At 45.6% G+C, this 20,296-nt stretch carries 24 protein-coding genes; 4 read left to right on the top strand and 20 right to left on the bottom strand.

Translation table 11 applies throughout. The features are described from left to right. Window positions 1-10: 10 nt before the first annotated feature. From DEF30_RS11260 to glmM, 3 genes are all read right to left on the bottom strand, one after another. Window positions 11-928 (bottom strand): aldo/keto reductase, encoded by a 918-nt coding sequence (locus DEF30_RS11260; protein ID WP_294099366.1) that lies wholly within the window; start codon window positions 926-928, stop codon window positions 11-13. 147 nt (window positions 929-1,075) lie between these two features. After that, window positions 1,076-1,693 carry a hypothetical protein gene (locus tag DEF30_RS11255; RefSeq protein ID WP_294099364.1) on the bottom strand — a complete coding sequence of 206 codons (618 nt, stop codon included), beginning with the start codon at window positions 1,691-1,693 and terminating at the stop codon, window positions 1,076-1,078. 134 nt (window positions 1,694-1,827) lie between these two features. After that, a complete protein-coding gene (gene glmM, locus DEF30_RS11250) occupies window positions 1,828-3,174 on the bottom strand; it encodes a phosphoglucosamine mutase (RefSeq protein ID WP_294099361.1) in 1,347 nt (448 codons plus the stop codon). A 203-nt stretch (window positions 3,175-3,377) separates the two neighbouring features. Between glmM and DEF30_RS11245 the strand changes: the two genes are divergently transcribed. Beyond that, window positions 3,378-3,863, top strand: coding sequence for a NusG domain II-containing protein (locus DEF30_RS11245; protein ID WP_294099359.1), 486 nt, complete (start codon window positions 3,378-3,380; stop codon window positions 3,861-3,863). A gap of 1 nt (window position 3,864) precedes the next feature. Here the strand turns inward: DEF30_RS11245 and DEF30_RS11240 are convergent, their stop codons facing one another. The 5 genes from DEF30_RS11240 to DEF30_RS11220 form a co-directional block, all read right to left on the bottom strand. Next, window positions 3,865-4,746, bottom strand: a complete 882-nt coding sequence (locus DEF30_RS11240; RefSeq protein ID WP_074912477.1) for an AIM24 family protein — start codon at window positions 4,744-4,746, stop codon at window positions 3,865-3,867. Window positions 4,747-4,859: 113 nt separating this feature from the next. Beyond that, window positions 4,860-5,579 (bottom strand): hypothetical protein, encoded by a 720-nt coding sequence (locus DEF30_RS11235; RefSeq protein ID WP_294099354.1) that lies wholly within the window; start codon window positions 5,577-5,579, stop codon window positions 4,860-4,862. A gap of 10 nt (window positions 5,580-5,589) precedes the next feature. Then, window positions 5,590-5,784, bottom strand: coding sequence for a hypothetical protein (locus tag DEF30_RS11230; protein WP_294099352.1), 195 nt, complete (start codon window positions 5,782-5,784; stop codon window positions 5,590-5,592). Between the two features lie 105 nt (window positions 5,785-5,889). Then, on the bottom strand, window positions 5,890-6,606 hold the full coding sequence (locus DEF30_RS11225; protein WP_074912473.1) for a polymer-forming cytoskeletal protein: 717 nt from the start codon (window positions 6,604-6,606) through the stop codon (window positions 5,890-5,892). Between the two features lie 15 nt (window positions 6,607-6,621). Further along, window positions 6,622-7,242 (bottom strand): DUF4004 family protein, encoded by a 621-nt coding sequence (locus DEF30_RS11220; protein WP_294099349.1) that lies wholly within the window; start codon window positions 7,240-7,242, stop codon window positions 6,622-6,624. A gap of 356 nt (window positions 7,243-7,598) precedes the next feature. On the opposite strand from DEF30_RS11220, the gene DEF30_RS11215 reads away from it, so the two are divergent. From DEF30_RS11215 to DEF30_RS11205, 3 genes are all read left to right on the top strand, one after another. Next, on the top strand, window positions 7,599-8,015 hold the full coding sequence (locus tag DEF30_RS11215; RefSeq protein ID WP_294099347.1) for a hypothetical protein: 417 nt from the start codon (window positions 7,599-7,601) through the stop codon (window positions 8,013-8,015). A 110-nt stretch (window positions 8,016-8,125) separates the two neighbouring features. Next, window positions 8,126-8,569: a hypothetical protein gene (locus DEF30_RS11210; RefSeq protein WP_294099344.1), complete on the top strand. Its 444-nt coding sequence runs from the start codon at window positions 8,126-8,128 to the stop codon at window positions 8,567-8,569. A gap of 77 nt (window positions 8,570-8,646) precedes the next feature. Further along, window positions 8,647-8,838, top strand: a complete 192-nt coding sequence (locus DEF30_RS11205; RefSeq protein ID WP_294099341.1) for a hypothetical protein — start codon at window positions 8,647-8,649, stop codon at window positions 8,836-8,838. Between the two features lie 95 nt (window positions 8,839-8,933). On the opposite strand, the gene DEF30_RS11200 is transcribed toward DEF30_RS11205, so the two are convergent. From DEF30_RS11200 to trxA, 12 genes are all read right to left on the bottom strand, one after another. After that, complete coding sequence (locus DEF30_RS11200; protein ID WP_083422773.1) at window positions 8,934-9,470, bottom strand: 2-oxoacid:acceptor oxidoreductase family protein; 537 nt, start codon at window positions 9,468-9,470, stop codon at window positions 8,934-8,936. Beyond that, complete coding sequence (locus tag DEF30_RS11195; RefSeq protein ID WP_074912465.1) at window positions 9,467-10,237, bottom strand: thiamine pyrophosphate-dependent enzyme; 771 nt, start codon at window positions 10,235-10,237, stop codon at window positions 9,467-9,469. Before DEF30_RS11195 ends, DEF30_RS11200 begins: the two co-directional genes overlap by 4 nt. Beyond that, complete coding sequence (locus DEF30_RS11190) at window positions 10,237-11,307, bottom strand: 3-methyl-2-oxobutanoate dehydrogenase subunit VorB (protein ID WP_074912464.1); 1,071 nt, start codon at window positions 11,305-11,307, stop codon at window positions 10,237-10,239. The genes DEF30_RS11195 and DEF30_RS11190 overlap by 1 nt, the downstream gene beginning before the upstream one ends. An 11-nt stretch (window positions 11,308-11,318) precedes the next feature. Beyond that, window positions 11,319-11,528, bottom strand: a complete 210-nt coding sequence (locus DEF30_RS11185) for a 4Fe-4S binding protein (protein ID WP_031577256.1) — start codon at window positions 11,526-11,528, stop codon at window positions 11,319-11,321. Window positions 11,529-11,547: 19 nt separating this feature from the next. Beyond that, window positions 11,548-12,210: a P-loop NTPase gene (locus DEF30_RS11180; protein WP_294099332.1), complete on the bottom strand. Its 663-nt coding sequence runs from the start codon at window positions 12,208-12,210 to the stop codon at window positions 11,548-11,550. A gap of 274 nt (window positions 12,211-12,484) precedes the next feature. Next, window positions 12,485-13,552 (bottom strand): butyrate kinase, encoded by a 1,068-nt coding sequence (buk, locus tag DEF30_RS11175; protein WP_294099329.1) that lies wholly within the window; start codon window positions 13,550-13,552, stop codon window positions 12,485-12,487. 60 nt (window positions 13,553-13,612) lie between these two features. Then, entirely contained in the window at window positions 13,613-14,506 is an 894-nt protein-coding gene (ptb, locus tag DEF30_RS11170) for a phosphate butyryltransferase (RefSeq protein ID WP_294099326.1), read from the bottom strand. Further along, window positions 14,493-15,584 (bottom strand): butyrate kinase, encoded by a 1,092-nt coding sequence (buk, locus tag DEF30_RS11165; RefSeq protein WP_294099324.1) that lies wholly within the window; start codon window positions 15,582-15,584, stop codon window positions 14,493-14,495. Before buk (DEF30_RS11165) ends, ptb begins: the two co-directional genes overlap by 14 nt. Before the next feature lie 211 nt (window positions 15,585-15,795). Further along, window positions 15,796-17,388, bottom strand: coding sequence for an FAD-dependent protein (locus tag DEF30_RS11160; protein WP_294099438.1), 1,593 nt, complete (start codon window positions 17,386-17,388; stop codon window positions 15,796-15,798). A gap of 54 nt (window positions 17,389-17,442) precedes the next feature. After that, the gene (locus DEF30_RS11155) at window positions 17,443-18,690 is read right to left on the bottom strand and encodes a CdaR family protein (protein WP_294099321.1); all 1,248 of its coding nucleotides are present in this window, start codon (window positions 18,688-18,690) and stop codon (window positions 17,443-17,445) included. Continuing rightward, a complete protein-coding gene (gene cdaA, locus DEF30_RS11150; RefSeq protein ID WP_294099319.1) occupies window positions 18,657-19,508 on the bottom strand; it encodes a diadenylate cyclase CdaA in 852 nt (283 codons plus the stop codon). Before cdaA ends, DEF30_RS11155 begins: the two co-directional genes overlap by 34 nt. A 406-nt stretch (window positions 19,509-19,914) precedes the next feature. Continuing rightward, the gene (gene trxA / locus DEF30_RS11145) at window positions 19,915-20,229 is read right to left on the bottom strand and encodes a thioredoxin (protein WP_074912457.1); all 315 of its coding nucleotides are present in this window, start codon (window positions 20,227-20,229) and stop codon (window positions 19,915-19,917) included. Window positions 20,230-20,296: the final 67 nt, after the last annotated feature.

The raw sequence follows: 20,296 nt of genomic DNA, 5'->3' as shown, positions 1-20,296 counted from the left end.
ATTATACATACTATCTGAAGATGGCATTGATCTCATCAAATTCCTTCTTCGACAGCGTCACTTCTTTCGTTTTCTGATTCTCAATGATCTGATGGGCATTCTTTGCCCCAGGAATGATGGCATCGATGAAGTCCGTCTCCAGGTACCAGGCCAGCACCAGCTGGTAGACCTGACAGTCCTTTTCCTTGGCCAGATGCTTCAGCACTTCAATCTTCCTCAGATTCTCCCGATACTTAGTGGAGAAATTAGGATTCTTGAGCCTTCTTTCCGGAATCACCGTATCCTTTGTATATTTCCCAGTAAGAAGCCCAGCAGCCAGAGGAAAATATGGGATAAATCCGATGCTATGCTTTCTGAGATAAGGAATGAACTTCTCCTCCTTCTCTCTTGTAAGAAGATTATACTCATCCTGAACCACATCGATATATCCATCTCGGTTGGCTTCATCCAACTGCTCCAGAGTAAAGTTCGATACTCCAATTTCTCGGATGATTCCTTTTTCCCTGAGCCTTTGCAGAGCCCCTACAGCCTCATACTTCGGTGTACTCTCATCAGGGAAGTGGATATAGTAAAGATCAATATAATCGGTCTGAAGGCGCTTTAAGCTCTTATAGACCTCTTCCTCCAGAAACTTTGGACTGTTGTCCACCACAATCTCGCTGCCCTCTATCCGGTGGGCTCCTTTTGTAGCCAGAAGGACCTTATGCCTTGCATTGGACTTTTTAAGCACTTCTCCAATGACTTCTTCTGAATGGCCAAAACCATAGTAGTAGGCTGTATCAAAAAAATTCACCCCAAGCTCCAGCGCTTTCACAATCATGTGCTCGGAATCTTCCTCACTGATGGGATTATAGGATGGATTCCCCACAGCATTGGTTCCTAGACCGATGGGATTCAGCTGAAAATCGTCATAAATACTCTTCTTCAAATCTTGACCCTCACTTTCTAAAACATAGTTTCACTGTCTATATTATACCCTAAGGCAGAAAGCAATGTCGAAGGAAGAAGTTTAAAGAAATCATGAACGAAAGCATAAGAAAAGAGAGCCCTCAAGCTCTCTTTAAAGATCATCTTCTCATTTTGCTGAAAGACTGATGGTGACCTTCACATCCGTGACTTCTTTCAGTTCTTCTTTGCTTACAGGAAACAGTACATGCCGTGTGGCAATATCCATAGTACCAATCTCTGCAGCCCGTCTTCTGATAAATACTTCTGCCACATTTCCTTTCACAAGGAGACTCTCTCCAGTGACTTCATTGGACCCTGAGCTTTCCACCAGAATCACTGTGATAAACCCCTGGGTTTTAAAATATTCCTCATTCACTTTCTGAAGTGCATTGAGACTTTCATCATCAATAAAAAACGGATTCTCGAGGATGGTGTACTCCTCATTGTAGTCCATGAACTCCTCATAAGTTCTGATGATTCTATGCTCGCTCTTCATATCCAAGGAGTCTGAAGTTCTAAAATTCATCACATCCAGAATCTGGCCACTGTAATTTACAGCTACCTTTGGTGCCATCTCTGGCATCTCTTCTGCCGGTGCCTCTGCCGGAGCTTCCGCCGCTTCCTCCGGAGCACTCTCAGTTACGCCAACCGTATCTCTTTCTAAAGCAGTCTCTTTTGCTGCCATCTCCTGTGCTCCACAGGCTGTCAGGAATAACATTGACAGTATAATTAGTATTCCTTTCATCGCTTCACCTCCTATACTTATTTAAACATATACCAGCATGTCATAGATTGCGAAATAATAACAAAAATAATACAAATTATAACGGGAAAATGAGAACGGCGCAGTTTTATGTTGCGCTGTTCTCACTCTTATTTTTATGCAATCTTGCTCTTGATGAGGTCTGCGATTTTATGGGCAGCGGCATCAATCTCTTTCTGATCTTCGCCTTCCAGCATGATTCTCACTAGAGGCTCCGTTCCGGATGGACGGATCAGCACCCGGCCTTTTCCTTCCAGACTTTCTTCCACTTCACGGATGAGGTTCATGACCTCTTCATCCACCTCATGGATGTTCTTGAACTCGTTTGGTATCTTCACATTGACCAGCACCTGAGGCAGCATTCTCATAACAGATGCCAGCTCAGAAAGGGTCTTCCCTTTCTGCTTCACAATACCAGCCAGCTGAATGGCGGTGACAATACCGTCCCCTGTGGTGTTGAAGTCTTTGAAGATCACATGGCCGGACTGCTCTCCACCAATGGAGTAGTTGTTTAAAAGAATATCCTCCAGCACATAGCGGTCTCCCACAGCAGTGATGGATACCTTAAGCCCCAGTTCTTTCGCCGCAAGCATCAGCCCCAGGTTACTCATAACGGTGACTACGATGGTGTCATCCTTGAGTTTTCCCATTTCCTTCAGGTAAAGACCTGCGATGAGGATGATGAAGTCTCCATTGACCAGTTCTCCCTTTTCGTTCACTGCAAGGCATCTGTCAGAGTCTCCATCAAAGGCAAGACCCAGGTCGCATCCCTTTTCCACCACAAACTTCATGAGATCCTCCGGATGGGTGGATCCGCACTTTTCGTTGATGTTCACGCCATTGGGCTCATGATGGATGACAAAGACTTCCGCGCCCAGCTTTTCAAAAGCTTCCGCTGCTGCAAGGTAGCTTGCGCCATTGGCACAGTCCAATGCAATCTTCAGACCAGAGAGATCTCCCTCTAATGTATTCACTGCAAACTCCACATAATCTTTTGTGGCATTTTCCGCACGGCTCACATGTCCAATGTCTTTTCCTGTAGGCACTGAAACACCTTCAAACTTCCCTTCAATGAGCTTTTGGATTTCATCTTCCAAAGCATCAGACAGCTTCAGACCTTCCCGGTTGAAGAACTTGATGCCGTTGAATTCCACTGGATTATGGGAGGCAGAGATCATGACGCCTGCATCCGCATCATATTCACGGACAAGATAGGCTACAGCAGGTGTAGGCACCACGCCAAGCAGTACAGCTTCTGCACCAACGCTTAATATTCCCGCCACCATGGCAGACTCCAGCAAATCTCCGGAGATTCTTGTGTCTTTCGCCACCAGGATCTTTGGCTTATGTGCACCTTTCGTTAATACCAAAGCGCCAGCCTTACCCAGCTGAAACGCCAGCTCCGGTGTCAGCTCACTGTTGGCGATTCCTCGAACACCATCTGTTCCAAACATTCTTCCCATACAATACCTTCCTTATTTCAAATTAATTCTCTCGTGTACTCTTAAACAATTTTCACATGTCTTATTATATATCAGATGTCGAAATCATAGCAAACCTTTTAGCTTATTCCTTGATTTCCAAGGAATAATTCACTTTTTCATAGGCACATCCTATATTGACATTTACCCGGACAGATTATACTATGAAATCCTGGAGTGTCACAGTGATACCAACCTTTTTTCACAAGTCAGGCACCCGGGAAGGAAACCTTACCATGATCAGCACCTTCAAAGAAATCTATGGCAGCTATCCTCTCAAAAAATGGGATATCGCCTTACTCTTTTTCTTCGTACTCCTAAGCTTTATGCCGCCCCTTTATTTCCACCTTACCCAGTCTCCCGCAGAAGGAGATAAGGTCATCATCGTGGAAAAGGATGGCAAGGAGATTTTCAGGCATCCATTGGACGAATCCATGGCCCATGAAATAAAGTTTCCGTTTATCCATAACGGAGAATCCTACGAAGGAAATCTAGAACTGAAAGACGGCGCTGTGAAGCTTCACAGACTGCCGGAAGAGATTGTTCCCTTATCCATTCATGAGGATATGGGCTGGATCTCTGAAAGCTATGAAGTCATCGTAGCTCTGCCTGTGAAAATGGTCGTCAGAATATCGAGCAGTGAAGTAGATGAGGTGGATATTACCACCTAGTCTACTTTTCTTTTTCTCCATTTCTGTTTTTATCATGATCTTTATGGAATCCTGGCTCCTGGACAAGATTGTCCATGCCCCCCACACCAAAAGGCATGCCTTGGGAAAGCATCTTGTCATAGACCACCTTGGTGGGCATAAGCCACACTTCACCGGTGCCTCTGAAGACCTTCAGAAGTCCTTCGCCGGAAAACCCGGAACCGATGAGAGTCTTGGTGGTTTTCTCCACAGTAAACTGTATGCCAGCCGTTCTTAAGATGGAAAAGCTTCCATCGATCTTCAGCACATCATCCACCAAAGAGTACTTGAAAATCTCTGTTTCCGGCACTGGAATCTCCAGCACCACAATGCCTGTGCCGGAGAGCTTTGTCTGAAAGAAGCCTTCAGATCCAAAAAGAGCACTGCTGATGCTTTTCATGGTGGTGACACTGATGTCGATGGTATCTTCTGCTGCAAAGAACAGTTCATCATCAATGATGATTTCTTCCTTTTCCAGCTGAAGGATGGCGTAATGTCCAAAGGATGGCTCCAGAAGGATTTCACCAACACCCTTAAAAAGAGGTTTGATTACGGGCTCCCCAGAAATCTTGGAGGAGACAAATTTCTTGGACAGTCCCATGAGACCACCTGTGTTGGTGGAAACCTCAATGGGTCCTCTCATAAAGCTCAAAGCATTGGGCTCTGTATAGACGCCGCCTCCCTGCAGCACAATACGAAGCTGACGCAGCTTGATGTTCGCATCTCTCATATAGGAGAGCATGAACGCTGTTTTCACATCTGTTCCTCCACGAAGATCATCATACTCCAGAACCTGAAAAGTGGAATTGTTTTTAAACTCACTGAGCTTTGTCAGGGTGTTGTTCATTTCGATATTGGTTTTCAAGGACATCGCCGCCTTTTTCAGTATTTTCTCTCATTATAGCACTTGGTTGATGAACTTGTGAACCAATGAAAAAGGCTTCCCACTGCTGAGAAGCCTCGTCAATCTTTTTTCTATTATAGCTCTACTTTTTCTTTCACTTCAGCGCTGCTGTGCACTTCCAGCTTTTCATTATACTCCACACGCTGGATTCTGCACCCAGGACCAATCTTGATTTTGTTCCCCCGGACCATCTTCGCTGTCGTATTTTCCAGGTAGATGTCGTCTCCTTCAATGAGATCGGAAGTTAACGTGCCGCTCTTCCCTCTGGAAATGAGCCCAGAAAGCACTCCGTTAAAAAACTCCCCATCGGATTTCACAGAAAGACTTTCGCAGTAGATTTCTTCTACTTTGGAGTCTCCTACAAGCTTAAACTCTCCATGTCCCACATTAAGAACTCCTGTGATCTCTACTTCCCCACTGAACTCTGCTTTTTCCGCATTGACTTCTTCTGCTCTTTCTAAAGCACCGAAGACCGTGAGCTTCTCTGCATCCAGCTTTTTTAGGGTGCACTCTCCAAATACCTTCAGATCCTGACATTGAAAGTGTCCAAAAATTTCTGCATCTCCATAGATTTTTGCTTCAATGGCTTCCACATCTTTTCTGAACTCCGCATCTCCGTAAACCCTTAAAGTTTCCACCTTTACATTCTCTATGGCTTCCAGGTCTCCTGCCGCTTTTATGCTGTAGGCTTCCAAGTCCCCTTTTAGTAGAAGATCTCCTGCACAGGAGATCTTCCCGTAGAAACCTCTTTCCAGTGTGATGTCTCCAACACTTTTCACATCTTGTCTATCCATCCTTTACCTCCTACCAGCGCATCTTGATGATCCAATCTCTCATGGCTTCCAGCTGGACTTTATACATGTCATCTGTCTGATAATCTGTAGCAAACTCACGGCCATTCAATAGATTTTTCATCTGGTAGCTGATGCCTTCTTCTTTTCGGTCCAGGATTTTCCCATCATGGGTCAGTACATGAATATTGAATTTATTACGTTTCATTTTTACCCTTCCTTTATTTCCAGAGATCCTATCTCTGATGAAGTCCTTTTGCCGAATGGTCTAAAACTCTTCTCTCCTGCCGCTGTACTGGGATTGACGCATATTCTACAGTTCGATTTTCTCGTCCACTTTTGCCTGCTGGTGCACTTCCAGTTTTTCGCTGTACTCCACTTTTTTCACTTTGCATCCAGGTCCTATGGTTACTTTCGCTCCACGTACCACTTCTGCAGCAGTATTCTCCAGATAGATGTCATCTCCTTCTACGAGGGTGACCTTCAGTTGTCCGTTCCCTCCTCCAAAGAGGCTCTTTAGAAGCCCACCAGAGCTAAGTCCTTCTTTTACTACAATTTCAGAGCCTACCAGTTCTCCCAAAGAAGAGCTGCTGGCTATTTTCAGTTCGCATTTCTCGCAGTTTACGGTTCCTTTGGAGGTGATGGCGCCTGAGAGGTAAAACTCCTCGCATTCCATATTCCCGTCCACCGTGATTTCACCACTGAGCTTCAGGTGGTTGCTTCTAATGTCACCATGAACCTTAATGCCTCCAGAAAGAGATATCTCATTTCCTTCCAGAAAGTCTCCAATGGAACTTCCCCCGGAGATCTTGATCTCCTCGGATCTAACATACCCTCTGACTTTACAGGCACCGGAGATTTTACAGGAGGTGGCGTCCACATTGCCGTCCACCGTGATGGCACCGGAGATGGACATGGTCTCGCAGGATATATCAGAAGTAATCTTACTGGCTCCGGATACCTTCACATCTCTATATTCTCCACCGGTGGCCACCGATGCACCGCTGATTCTTAAATCTCTCTTTTCCATGTTTTTTACCTCCCGCTATATAAGTTTCAGTTTCAGTTTTTCCAGAGCGCCACGGATGCTGTAGTTGTCCACAATGGGTGCCTGGTCTGAGTAGAAGATTTCTCCTGATTTATGGAGAAGGGATACCGTTACGCCAAATCTTCTGTAGACAGATAAGGCGGGATCTTTATCCTTGATGTTTTCGTACTGGTCACTGAGCATTTTGAGAATTCTTGAAAGGTCTTCCACACTTAAGTTCCCTTGATGCAGCAGGTCTTCCGAGATATACATATAGAGGATATCCTGAAAGCTGTATTCTTCCTTGCCTTTAAAGATTTCCTCATAAAGCCTGATGATCTCAGTGTGGAGCACCCCCAGTCCGATAAGGTCTTCTTTTTTTCTCATGAGCTCTTCTGGTATATCCGAGGAGAACTTGTCTGCAAGGTCATCCAAGGATGCACCATCTTTCATATTGAGAATCTGCTGAATCCTCTCGAGAATTCTTTCTCTTGGGAAGAAGGTTTCATGTCCTGTGTAGGTGGACTTTTTCATGAACCATTCTTCCGGAATCAGTTTCTTCCGTTTCCACCGATACAGCTGTCCATAAGAAATGTCCATTTCTGTCAGCAGATCTTTCTTGGAGATTAATTCTTCCATTTCTCTCACCTCTTGAGTATAATGTAACATAACATTGTTACGTTGTAAACCCCTGTAATAAAACAAACCAAGAAATGACGTTATTTTATGATTGTCTAGGTAAAAACACTTTTCATCTAAATATTATCATCAGCATCGAAGTAAGACCCTTTCAAATTTTCACTTTATCAACGTAACAACCCTGATGATAGTTGAAGGCTTGTTTTGTTCATCTTTAAACAGCGTAATAACCCTATGCAATCATTTCTTTTTTATCTGAAAAATCTGAATCATACTATGTGAATTATCGATATTTTCATAGAAAGATTACTTTTTTTTGTTATGATATAGTTAACAGATATTTTTGAGGTGATGCTTTGACTACTGGAAATGCCTATACCAAACCAAGCCCCCTGGATCTTTATCTGGAGACATACAAAGCCATGCCAAAGTCAAATCTCTACATTGTTCTCTTCGCTCAGTTCTTATGGCTGGTCCTCCTCATTGCCTTTGTATGGCGATATATACAAGTGAAAAAAGGAAACCATGAAAGGATCAACGACTACATCGAAGACCTCTACAAAGGGGATGGTGTGTATGAGACCATGCTGAAAGGCGTCACAAGTTATGCCTTCTTTAATATGATCATCGCAATCTTGATATTTGCCGCTGGACTGCTCTTTCCCTCTTACCAGATTCAGCTCTTCAATACTTTACTTTTCACAGGAAGCCGGCAGTACTGGAAGCAACGGTTTGGCGAAAACCCAAACCCTACGTTTATTCATAGAGATTGAAAAAAACATTACTTGGAATCCTTTAAATTCCCTTATGATCCCGTCATAGAATTGATAGGAGATCAATAGACCCTACTCCATACACACCTTTATATAGAGGAGGCGATATTTTGAAAATCACAAGTAAGACTCTATTTTTAGTTACAATTCTTGTTGGAGGTGGTTACTTACTTTTCTTCATCATGAAGAAAGACTGGTTCGGCGTAGCATTCTCTGGATATCTATTCCTAAAAGGTCTTCATCTGTCCTTTGATCAGGAAGGCTATGATGAAGACATCAAAGAGGCTGATCTAAAGAAAACACTGCATCGGAAAGCATTTGGAAAGTTTGCCCCCTTTGCCCCTTATGTACCCTATTTTCTCTTGGTTCTTGCCTGGGGGCTGACGAAGGTCTTTGAAGTGACACTTTTCCTTCGTATTGCCTTGCTGTCTATTGTTATTTTGACATTTCTTTATATTCTATGGTTTGACCAGATCATCAAAAAAGAAAGAAAAAGAGCAGAGCTTGTTCAGTCAGATGGTAGCGTAGAACAACTGGAACAGCCCAAATCATAAAATCATTTTATTCAAATGAAACATGAAACTACAGTACTATCCATACTCCTATTTATTTTTGAAAGCGAGGATTTATCATGTTACTTGTACTTTACTTCATATTCGCAATGGCCAGCATCACAGGAATGAGTTTCGCCTGGAAACAGAAAAATGCCACCAAAAAAATCTCCTACTTTGCATTGTCTTCGATTCTTCTTTTCCTATTTGCATATCTTTTCCAAATGGAACTGAGAACGGTAGACTGGACCCCTTTCTTACCTAAGTGGTAAAACTTGATAAAAATGCTTCTTTATTCAGAATTAAAGAGACCTCTCTGAGTGTGCATACACACAATCAGAGAGGTCTTTCTATTTACTCCGTATTCTTAAGCCTTCTTGGCGTATTCAATGCCCTTTTCAATGGCATTCTTATTCATCTCAAAGAAGGTCTCTTTTCCATGGCCCTTGAGAGATTCCAGAAGCTCATCCTTGGAGATGATTCCAGTTTTCTCTACCAAAGCACCCAGAAGAATCATATTGGCGATCTTCGCAGAACCAATGGCTTCTGCTTCTGTCTGGCTTGGGATTCTGATGACAGTCACATCATCTCTGTCCACTTCTCTTGTGACAAGGTTACTGTCCAGAATGATCAGTCCGCCTGGTTTTACTGTTTTCTCAAACTTATCCAGGGAAGGTCTGTTCATCACAACGATGGTGTCAGGTGCAGAAATAATCGGTGCTCCAATTTCCTCATCAGAAAGGATCACAGAGCAGTTCGCGGTACCTCCACGCATTTCAGGACCATAGCTTGGACACCAGGAAACATTCATTCCTTTATCCATTCCACCGAAAGCCAGGAACTTCCCCATGGACAGAATCCCCTGCCCACCGAAGCCTGCAAAAATAATTTCCTGTGTCATTATTTCGCTTCCTCCTTCTTGTCAAGATCCTTCTTTACACCCAGTGGGTAGTAAGGAATCATGCTTTCTCTCAGCCAGTTCAGAGACTCTTCTGTGTTAAGACCCCAGTTGGTAGGACAGATGGAAAGCACTTCCACCATGTTGAAGCCCTTACCGTCGATGGCATTCTGGAACGCCTTCTTGATGGCTTTCTTGGTCTTGGCAACGCCTGCAACCTTATCTACAGATACTCTTTCGATGTAATATGCGCCATCCAGCTGTGCCAGCATTTCAGAGAATCTGATGGGGAATCCTGCAGTTGCAACATCTCTTCCATAAGGAGAAGTTTCGGTCTTTTGTCCTGGAAGAGTCGTAGGAGCCATCTGTCCACCGGTCATACCGTAGATACAGTTGTTAACGAAGATGGTCACGATCTTTTCGCCTCTTGCTGCCGCATGGACTGCTTCTGCAGTACCGATGGCGGCGATGTCCCCGTCTCCCTGATAGGTGAAGACGATCTTGTCTGGATTTGCTCTCTTGATACCTGTTGCAACGGCTGGAGCTCTACCATGAGCTGCTTCAAACATATCGCACGCAAAATAGTCATAAGCAAGAACAGAACATCCAACAGGAGCCACCCCAATGGTCTTGTCGATGATATCCAGCTCTTCCATAACCTCACCGATGAGTCTATGGATTACGCCATGTGTACAACCAGGACAGTAGTGTGTAGGTACATCCAAAAGTCCTGTAGTTGGTTTAAATAGAATTGGTCTGTCTTTCACTTCCATTACTTGTTCCCCCCTACGATTTCGAGTGCCTTCACAAGAATCTCATCTGGCGTAGGAATCATACCGCCGGAACGTCCATAGAAATGAACTGGCTTTCTTCCTTCAACAGAGAGTCTTACGTCTTCCACCATCTGGCCCATGCTCATTTCTACGGTGAGGTAGCCATGCTTGGTGTTTCCGATGGTGAGATCAAAGGCTTCCTGTGGATATGGCCACAGAGTTATAGGTCTGACAAGTCCAAGCTTTACGCCCTTTTCCTTGGCAAGCTTGATGACATTCTTACAGATTCTTGCTGTGGTGCCATAGGCAACCAGAATGAGATCTGCATCTTCTGTATTCATCAGTTCATACTTGACTTCTTTTTCCTTGATGGCTGCATACTTTCTACCCAGATGGTTGTTGTGCTCTTCCAGGGCTTCTGTCTTCAGGAACAGAGAGTTGATCACATTGTGATGGGCTCTGCCCATTCTTCCATTGGCTGCCCAGGTCTTCTCAGGAAGATCTCTCTTTTTGAGGTTCTCCTTGAACTCAACTGGTTCCATCATCTGGCCCAGCATACCGTCTCCCATGATCATGCATGGTGTTCTGTATTCATCTGCCACATCAAAGGCTTCCTGAATAAGATCCACCATTTCCTGAATGGAGGATGGGGCATAAACGGGCATGTGGAAGTCTCCATGAGCTCCACCCTTTGTGGCCTGGAAGTAGTCAGACTGAGCAGGCTGAATACCGCCTAGTCCTGGGCCTCCACGCACGATGTTGATAATAACGCAAGGAAGCTCCGCTCCAGCAAGGTAGGAGATTCCTTCCGCCTTCAGGCTGATTCCTGGTGAAGAGGAACTGGTCATGCATCGTACGCCTGTTCCAGCTGCTCCATAGACCATATTGACCGCTGCAATTTCACTTTCCGCCTGCAGGAACACTCTGCCGATGGTTGGCATTTTCTTTGCCATATACGCAGCCACTTCTGTCTGCGGTGTGATCGGATATCCGAAGAAGCATTTGCAGTTGGCTCTGATGGCCGCTTCTCCAATGGCTTCATTTCCCTTCATGAGTACCTTTTCGCTCATACCTAAACCCCCTATTTATACACTGTGATGACTAAGTCCGGACACATTCTTCCACAGGAAGTACATCCGATGCACTTCTCCATGAGCTCCGCAGGAATCCCTGCTGGTCTGTACCCTTTTTCATTGATTCTGTCTGTGAAACCGATGATGTTCACAGGACAGGCAATGACACACTGTCCGCAGCTTTTGCATCGTTCTTCCCTAAACACAACTTTTGGCATACCATATCCCCCTTTTATTTTAACTCCATGGCGTTTTCATAAAGATTTCAATGGGAAGAAGCTCCCCATTCAGTTTACCTTCCAGTTCTCCAGCCAGATCTTCTCTGGCCACGGTGTACAGATGGGGAATCCCCAGTTCTTTGGAAAGCTCAGACACAATCTGGTCTCCCTTTAGGATTTCTTCCACTGTGGTCTCAAAAGACAGGTTGGTGTTGGAAATGAGATGGGTCACTTTCAGTCTTGCGCTTCTCTCAATCCCTTCAATGTACTCTTTGATTCCTTTTTCATCAGGTGTCATAGGACGCTGGGTGTTGATGACAAAAAACAGATTGTAGCCTGTCTTTAAAAGCTCCCCGTTGTACTGTCCCAGAACCACGGCACCCATGTCGTCTCCACCGATGTCCATGATATAGCTGGTATCTCTTTTGACAAAAATACCACTGACTTCCGCAGGCACCATCATGAGCTCCGCATTGGACCACTCAGGATTCGCCGCGATGACATCGATCCCCTCTTTCCCCAGGATCTCTTTAAAGTCCCGGATACAGAAGAACGGATTCACAATGTCCAGATCCACCAGGGCGACCTTTTGGCCTTCCCGGTTCATTTTTTTGGCCAGATTGATGGAAATTTCGGATTTTCCGCTACCGAAATGTCCGGTGATGATCGTGATTCTCTCCAAAGGCCATACCTCCATACATACATACTTTCATGGTTCTATTTTAGTACAAATTCCTTTGGGAATCTAATTTTCAATTTCATGGCAAAGCTCTTCATCTGATTGAAAATTAATGAATTGTTTGTAAAGTGAGAGGAACTTTCACAACAGAAATGGCCATCTGTTATGAAAGACCCCTGAATACCTTTACAAATCACGATTTTTAACTTTTTTAAGATTTTTTCACTCTATATTATGAATTTGATAATTTAATGTCATTCAGTTCCCATTCTGTTGTCTATTCGTAGACGATGGCTTCCTCTTCTCCACTCAGCACACGATTGGCCGCTTCCGCCAGCGCCAAGAGCTCGTCTTCTCCAGGATACACCACCACAGGGGCGATGAACTCCACTCTTTCCTTGATGAAATTCACCATCATCTTGGAGTAGGCAATGCCGCCAGTAAGAAGGATGGCATCCACTTTTCCCATAAGTACTGGCGCAAGAGAACCGACTTCCTTTGCCACCTGATACCCCATGGCATCGTAGATCTTCTTTGCTTCCACATCTCCTGCTTCTGCGCGGTTTTCCACCTCCCTTGCATCATTGGTTCCTAAATAGGAAACAAAGCCGCCTTTTCCGGTGATCATCTTGAGGATCTCTCCCTTGGTGTACTTTCCGGAGAAAGAAATTTCCACAAGGTCTGCCGCAGGAAGGGTTCCGCTTCTTTCAGGAGAGAAAGGTCCTTCTCCATTCAGCGCATTATTCACATCTACAACCTTTCCATTCTTATGGGCGCCTACACTGATGCCTCCGCCCAGATGCACCACAATAAGATTCAGCTCATTGTAGTTCAGATGGTTTTCCTTGGCATAGCGCTTTGCCACAGCCTTCTGATTGAGGGCATGGAAAATGCTCACTTTTTCAAAATGGCTGTTTCCGGAGATTCTAGCCAGGTCCTCCATCTCATCCACCACCACAGGGTCTGCAATGAAAGCTTCTTTCCCGTATTCGGTGGCAAGACCCTGAGCGATCATGGCACCCAGGTTTGAGGCATGCTCTCCCTTGATGCTCTTCTTAAGATCCGCCAGCATGGCTTCGTTGACTCTATAGGTACCGGATTTGATGGGCTTTAAAAGGCCTCCTCTGCCCACATAGGCATCAAAGGAATCTAATGCTTCTCCTTTTTCTGCCAGAACCTTCTTGATTTCTTCAATTCTCCACTCATACTGGTCGATGACACTATGAAAGCTTCCAATGACAGAAGCCTCATGACGCAGTGTATGGGATGCCACCTCGGTGTTTCCGTTAAAAATACCGATTTTTGTGGATGTGGATCCCGGATTGATGATAAGTAGTTTACTCATAGTTTCCCCCAAACAATTCAAATAAATTTTTACACACTGTTTCCTGAAAAGAGATTTCTATTAGGCGTTCAGCACAGCCATGGCGATGCTGTTGACTTTGCTTTCAAAAGAGTCTGCTCTGGAGGTGACCACCACGGGAGCTTTTGCTCCCAGAAGAACACCGCCGGACTTGCTTTCTGTGGTGTAGGTGAGTGCTTTATACAGTACATTGCCAGACTCAATGTTTGGCATGAGAAGAATATCCGCATGACCGGCCACGGGGCTCTTGATGCCTTTATGCTCGGCCGCTTCCACACTGAGTGCGTTATCCAGAGCCAAGGGTCCATCCACGATGCATCCCCTAATCTGTCCCCTGTCATTCATCTTGGACAGCATGGCCGCATCCACCGTAGCCTGCATGGCTTCGTTGACCACTTCCACAGCGCAGATTGCTGCCACTTTAGGTGTTTCTACGCCAAGGCTCGTCACAAAGGAGACCGCATTGGTGAGGATTCCTACCTTTTCCTTGAGACCAGGGTAAGTATTCATGGCTGCATCCGTGACAAAGAGCATCCGGTCATAACCAGGCACTTCAAAGGCTGCGATATGGCTGATGAGGTTTCCTGTGGCAAGACCTGTTTCCTTGTCCAGAACGGCCCTAAGAAGGGACTTGGTATCCACCAGGCCTTTCATGAGAATGTCACATTCACCTTCTCTCACAAGGTTTGCTGCGATCTTCGCTGCCTTAGCCGGATTCTTCTCCTCCATGATTTTAAAGGTGCTTTCCAAGGACAGTTCTTTCAGTAAAGAAAGAATCTTCTCCTCATCGCCCACCAGCACTGCATCACAAAGGCCCAGTTCCTTTGCCTTAGTCACCGCCTGGAGTACTGGCTCATCTTCTGCCGCAGCCACGGCAATGACCCTTCGACGTTCACTGCCCTTGATTTTCTCATAGATCTCATTAAAACTTTTCACTCAGTATTTCCTCCCTGTATCTCAGCGGTTTTTCTTCTCCGCTCAGCACTCTTCTTGCCCCTTCATAGAGGGATTTCATTTCCAGTTCACCAGGCACTCTCAGCACCGGTGCAATGAATTTCACATATTCCTCCACCATACCCATGAGCATGCTGGAATAAGCAAGACCTCCGGTCATGATGATGGCTTTCACATCGCCCTTCAGCACTGCAGCGGATGCTCCGATCTCTTTTGCAATCTGATAAGCCATGGCCTCATAGACCTTGGCTGCATAATCATCTCCATCATGGATCATTCTTTCCACTTCTCTGGCATCTGAGGTGCCCAGATGGGACACAAGACCCGCACTTCTCTGGAACTTTCTAAGTAGAGACTTCTTGTCATACTCTCCGGAGAAGGCATACTTCACCAGAATTCCTAGAGGCAGTGTGCCCACACGTTCCGGACTGAAAGGTCCCCCGTGGTTTGCATTGTTCACATCCACCAGTCTTCCTTTTTTCAGTGGTCCGATGGAAAAGCCTCCACCCAGATGCGCCACGATGAAATTATCCTCATAAAAATCAAAACCTTCATCTTCGCAGACCTTTCTTGTGACGCCTTTGATGTTCAGGTAATGGGCAAGAGAGCCTCTCTCTTCTCCTTTAAGACCTGTAAATCTCGCCACATCATCCATTTCATCGCAGGCCACAGGATCAACAATATACGCTTCTACACCAGCCTCATCGGCAATCTCTTTGGCAAGGATAGGCCCCAGATTCGAGGCATGCTCCCCTTGTACGGAAGCCTTCAGATCATTCACAATATCCATATCAACAAGATAGGTGCCCCCTCTTATGGGTCTCAGAAGTCCACCACGGCCAACCACGCAGGCAAGGTCCTCTTTTCCGATTTTCTTCTCCCGGAGGACTCTTACGATTTCTTCCCGTCTTACTTCACTCTGGTCGATGATATGTTCAAAAGCCTTTAACGCTTCCACATTGTGTTCCACCACTTCTGTATGAATCTCCATGGATTCAGTACTGTAGATCGCAATCTTTGTGGATGTGGATCCAGGATTGATGACAAGCACATATTTCATACGCATTCCCTCCCAAAATATTTCTATTTAATCATAACAGAAACCCTTTACATTTGAAAATATGTAAACTCTCTTATTTTTAAACCATCTGTTACAGATGTTCTAATAAATCCGTTTTTCCATTATCTTATTGGCATTTTACGTTGAAACTTACACAATTATATTGTGTATTTGGCAAAAAATCATCTGGACCTGTCCAGATGATTCTTCTCTATTTCATGGGTTTGTACTTCCGGATCACCGCTTCGGCCACCTTGATGCCGTCCACTGCACTGCTCACGATGCCTCCGGCATATCCTGCTCCTTCCCCACAGGGATAGAGACCTTCAGCAGAAGGACTTTCTAGAGTATCTCCTCTGAGAATCCTCACGGGGGCGGAGGTTCTTGTCTCCACACCAGTAAGAAGTGCGCCATGCTTTGTGAATCCCTCAATCTTCTTTTCAAACTGAAGCAGTCCATCCTCCAGGCCTTCTGTAATATAGGCAGGGAAAAGCTCTTTCAGAAGTACACTTTTCACGCCAGGTTCATAGGAAGGCTGCACTTCTCCAAAGGTCTCTGTGAGCTTCCCTTTGAGAAAATCCTCCACCTTCTGCACCGGCGCATGATAGGCGCCTCCCCCCAGCTGGAAAGCCTTCTTTTCCAGATCTCTCTGAAAAGCGATGCCCGCCAGAGGATGGGGCCCATAATCACTCGGTGTGACAGAAACCACAAGAGCAGAATTGGCATTCTCCTTGTCCCGGGCATGATAGCTCATGCCATTGACCACAAGGTGTCCCTCTTCACTGGCAGCAGGCACCACAAGACCGCCTGGACACATGCAGAAGCTGTAAACCCCTCTGCCATCTCTGGTTTTCGCCGCCAAGGTGTATTCTGCCGGACGAAGCTTCGGATGCAAAAAAGAGGGGCCGTACTGGCTTTCACTGATCCTCCACTGAAGATTCTCAATGCGCACCCCCACAGCCATGGATTTGGCTTCCATGGTGATGCCTCTGGAAAACAGCATCTCGTAGGTATCCCGGGCACTGTGCCCCAAGGCAAGGATCACCACCTCCGTTTCAAAAGGCTCTCCATTGACAGTGATTTCCTCTAGTACTCCATTCTTTATTTTGAGATTTTCCAGCATGCTGTAGAATCGCACTTCTCCCCCCAGTTCTTTGATTCTTTCCCGGATTCTCACCACCACGCCTTTCAGAAGATCCGTACCCACATGGGGCTTGGAAAGATAAGCAATCTCCTCCGGTGCTCCCGCGGAAAGGAGCGTTCCAATGACTTCGTGGATCCTGGGGTCCTTGATTCTTGTGGTGAGCTTTCCGTCCGAATACGCACCTGCACCGCCTTCTCCAAACTGGATGTTTGTATTCACATCCAAGATGCCGGTCTTCATGAAAAAGTCCACCTTCTCATCCCGCTCTTTCATGGGCGCTCCCCGTTCTAAGACCAGGGGGCAGTATCCTTCCTCCGCCAGCTTCAGGGCAGCGAAAAGACCTGCCGGACCAAAGCCCACAACTACCGGTCTGTGCTTTAGGAGCATATTTCCCTTTATGAGGGGTTCCCGGTGTGTTTCCTCATAATAGGAAACCTTTGGACTTCTATTTTTCCGAAGGACCCGTTCTTCCTCCTTCACTCTAAGATGAACGGTGTGCACAAACTTCAGAGGTTCTTTTCTTGCATCCACAGACTCCTTCTGAATTTCCAGAGATAAAATCTCGCTCTCCGGAATTCTTAAGAGCTTTGCCGCTTTTGCCTTCAGTTCGCTTTTATCTTCCTCTAAAGTCAGTTCCAGATTTGTAATCTTTATCATAATCCTCACTCCAAAAATGGAAGCCCGTAGGCTTCCATCTGTATTTTGTACTTGCGATTATCCTCCAGGGGTCTCCTCCGGCGGCAGCGCTTCTTCACCCTCCACTGTAATGGTCACAGAAATGACCAGAGGATTCACAGAGACTTCAATCATATCCACCGGCAGCACAATCTTTGGTGTCAGCTCGTATTCCCCCGGCTGAAGCCCCGTCAGATCGATTTCTGCGGTGATGGATTCTTCTGTGATTTCATCCAGTGCGCTTTGGGGTCCACTGACCACGATGTTTACGGAGTTTGTGGAAAGAGTAACACTGAGTCCTTCTCCCATGCCAATGGTGGTGACCCGTTTTGAGATGGTCCTGGTCTCAAAGGCTTCCAGCACGAGAGATACGGTAGCGCTGGAGTTTCCTTCCACAGCTATGATGCCCTCTGGAATCACCAGCCGTTTCAGATGATCTCCGGATTCATTGATCTCTGACAGATTCAGCTCTTCTGTAGAAATTTCGCTGATCTGAGTGAGCAGACTGTCTGGTCCTGCAATGAGAATGGTGGCTGGTGCCACAGAAGTGCTTAAGAGCTCAAAGCCTTCTGGTACTTCTCCTGCGGTATCCACCACAATGGGCACAGACTTCGTAGAAAAGACTTCAATATTCATCTCCACATAAAGAGGAGAGAACTGCACGTGGTTTACCACCTGATCCTTTTCATCGATGGCCACAAGGGAAAGAATTTCTTTATAGTTTTCCTCCAAGCCTTCCCGCTGGCCTCTGGCCGCAAGAGCCTTGACCTGATTCACATACTGAGCAGGTCCTTTCACCATCACGGAAGCGGGATTGAAGGTAGTGCCTGCCACATAATGGCCATCGGCTGCCACTGCGTCAAACTGAGACACAATGGGCACTTCTCTTTCCAGATAATCATCCAGATACACTATGGCTTTCACATTGCTGCTGGGTGTCACATCCAGATCCGCGGGGTAGGACGTGATTTCAATGGGCACTTCGTTGATGCCTGCTTTCAGAGGAAGATCATCGAGATTCGCCACCACTCTGAAGTTGCTGGCCACACTCCGGTATACTTCTGACGCAGGCCCCTTCACCGTCAGAGTCACCATGATGTCCTGATTGGGCAGAAGCGCCAGATTCTGTTCTGTGATGTTCTCCAGGTTTTCCAGTCTCACCGGCACATTGTACACCTTCATGGTCTTGATGGGATTTTCCACATTGATGATGTAGATCCAGAGACTGAAGGATAAAATGAGACTGACTATTTTCAGGAGGAGATCCGATCCTTTTTGCTTAGCCATGATTCAATCTTCTCCTTCCATGTAATTTTCTTTTCAATCTTGCTGGTCAGTATCTTCACAAGAATCTTCTGAAGCCTCTCCTTGTCGTAGTTTCGGACAAGCTTGCCGTTGAGGGCAAGAGAGATGGTGCCTGTTTCTTCTGAAACAATGAGCACCAGAGCATCCGACACTTCCGACAGCCCCAGGGCTGCCCGGTGCCTTGTGCCAAGGCTCTTGCTGATGTCTTTGTTGGTGGTGAGAGGAAGCACACATCCTGAAGAGGAGATTCTAGCCCCTCGGATGATGGTGGCCCCATCGTGAAGCGGTGTATTGGGCACAAAGATATTTTCCAAAAGAGCCGTGGAGACCACTGCATCAATTTTAGTGCCTGTCTCACTGATGTCTCCTAGACCTGTATCCTGTTCAATGACGATGAGTGCTCCGGTTTTGCTTTCACTTAAATTGTCCACAGCTTCTACGATTTCATTCACAACTTTGGTCAGGATATCCGCATCCCTCAGCACTCTTCTGTCACTGAAGGCGGATCTTCCCAGATGCTCCAGAATCCTTCGGATTTCCGGCTGGAAGATGATGACCAGAGTCAGCACTCCAATGGTGATGGTTTTACTGATGATGGTATACACCATGGTGAGATTAAAAATATAGCTGATGGGAATGAGCAGCAAAATCAGCACAATGCCGCGAAGAAGCAGCTCCGCCCTTGTTTCTATAATGAGTTTATAAGCTCTATAAATCAGATACGCCACGATGAGAATATCAATGACGGAGGATATATTCATATTTCTAACAGTATTCAGAATGGTATTGAGCGTTTCCACGGGACACCTCCCCTGCTTTTCTCAGCAGATTTTAGTCAATATATTTAAATTATACAATAGAACGCGCTTGGATTGTGCACAATTTTCGGTTTTTGGCAATTTCTTTGCAGTATTCACCGATGTTTCATATTATGCACCGATGAATAGGATTCTCTTATGCTGCATGCTCCTCTCCCATTGTAGCGGATGAACTAAAAAACCTCTTAAAAGAACGGGTCTTTTAAGAGGTTTTTAATATCTTTTCAAGATTTCTAAAGAATGCAGTCCTTTTCAGCTCATTTTCCTTCAGAATAGATCCTCAATTCCTGCTCTGCACTAAATTTTCTAGAGAGGTATTACACTTACGGTGTAACCATAGGAAACAAAAACCCCTTCCAAAAGCACGGCCTTCAGAAGGGATTTTCTACTACTTATTTCTGTTGATGAATGCTCGAAGCTCTTCCTTTGGTCTGAAACCAACGATCTGGTCCACCAGCTGTCCATTTTTAAAAGCCAGAAGTGTTGGGATGCTGGCAACTCTATACTTTGCTGCCTGCTGTGGATTGTTGTCCACATTAAGTTTTACAAATTCCACATCTTCAATTTCGTCGTTGAGTTCTTCAAATAGGGGTGCGAGCATTTTGCAAGGTCCGCACCAAGGTGCCCAAAAGTCCACCAGTACAAGTCCTTCTTTTCCAAGTACATCACTTTCAAAAGTGCTGCCTGTTACTTCCTTAATCATATCTTTTCCTCCTGAGTCTTTAAATTATATTACCCATTATACACATTCTTTTTCATTTTTACAGTTG

Source organism: Proteiniclasticum sp. (genome assembly GCF_003514505.1).
Classification (GTDB): Bacteria; Bacillota; Clostridia; order Clostridiales; family Clostridiaceae; genus Proteiniclasticum.
The sequence above is the reverse complement of the archived record's forward strand: the minus strand, read 5'-3'. Positions and strand labels throughout refer to the sequence as shown.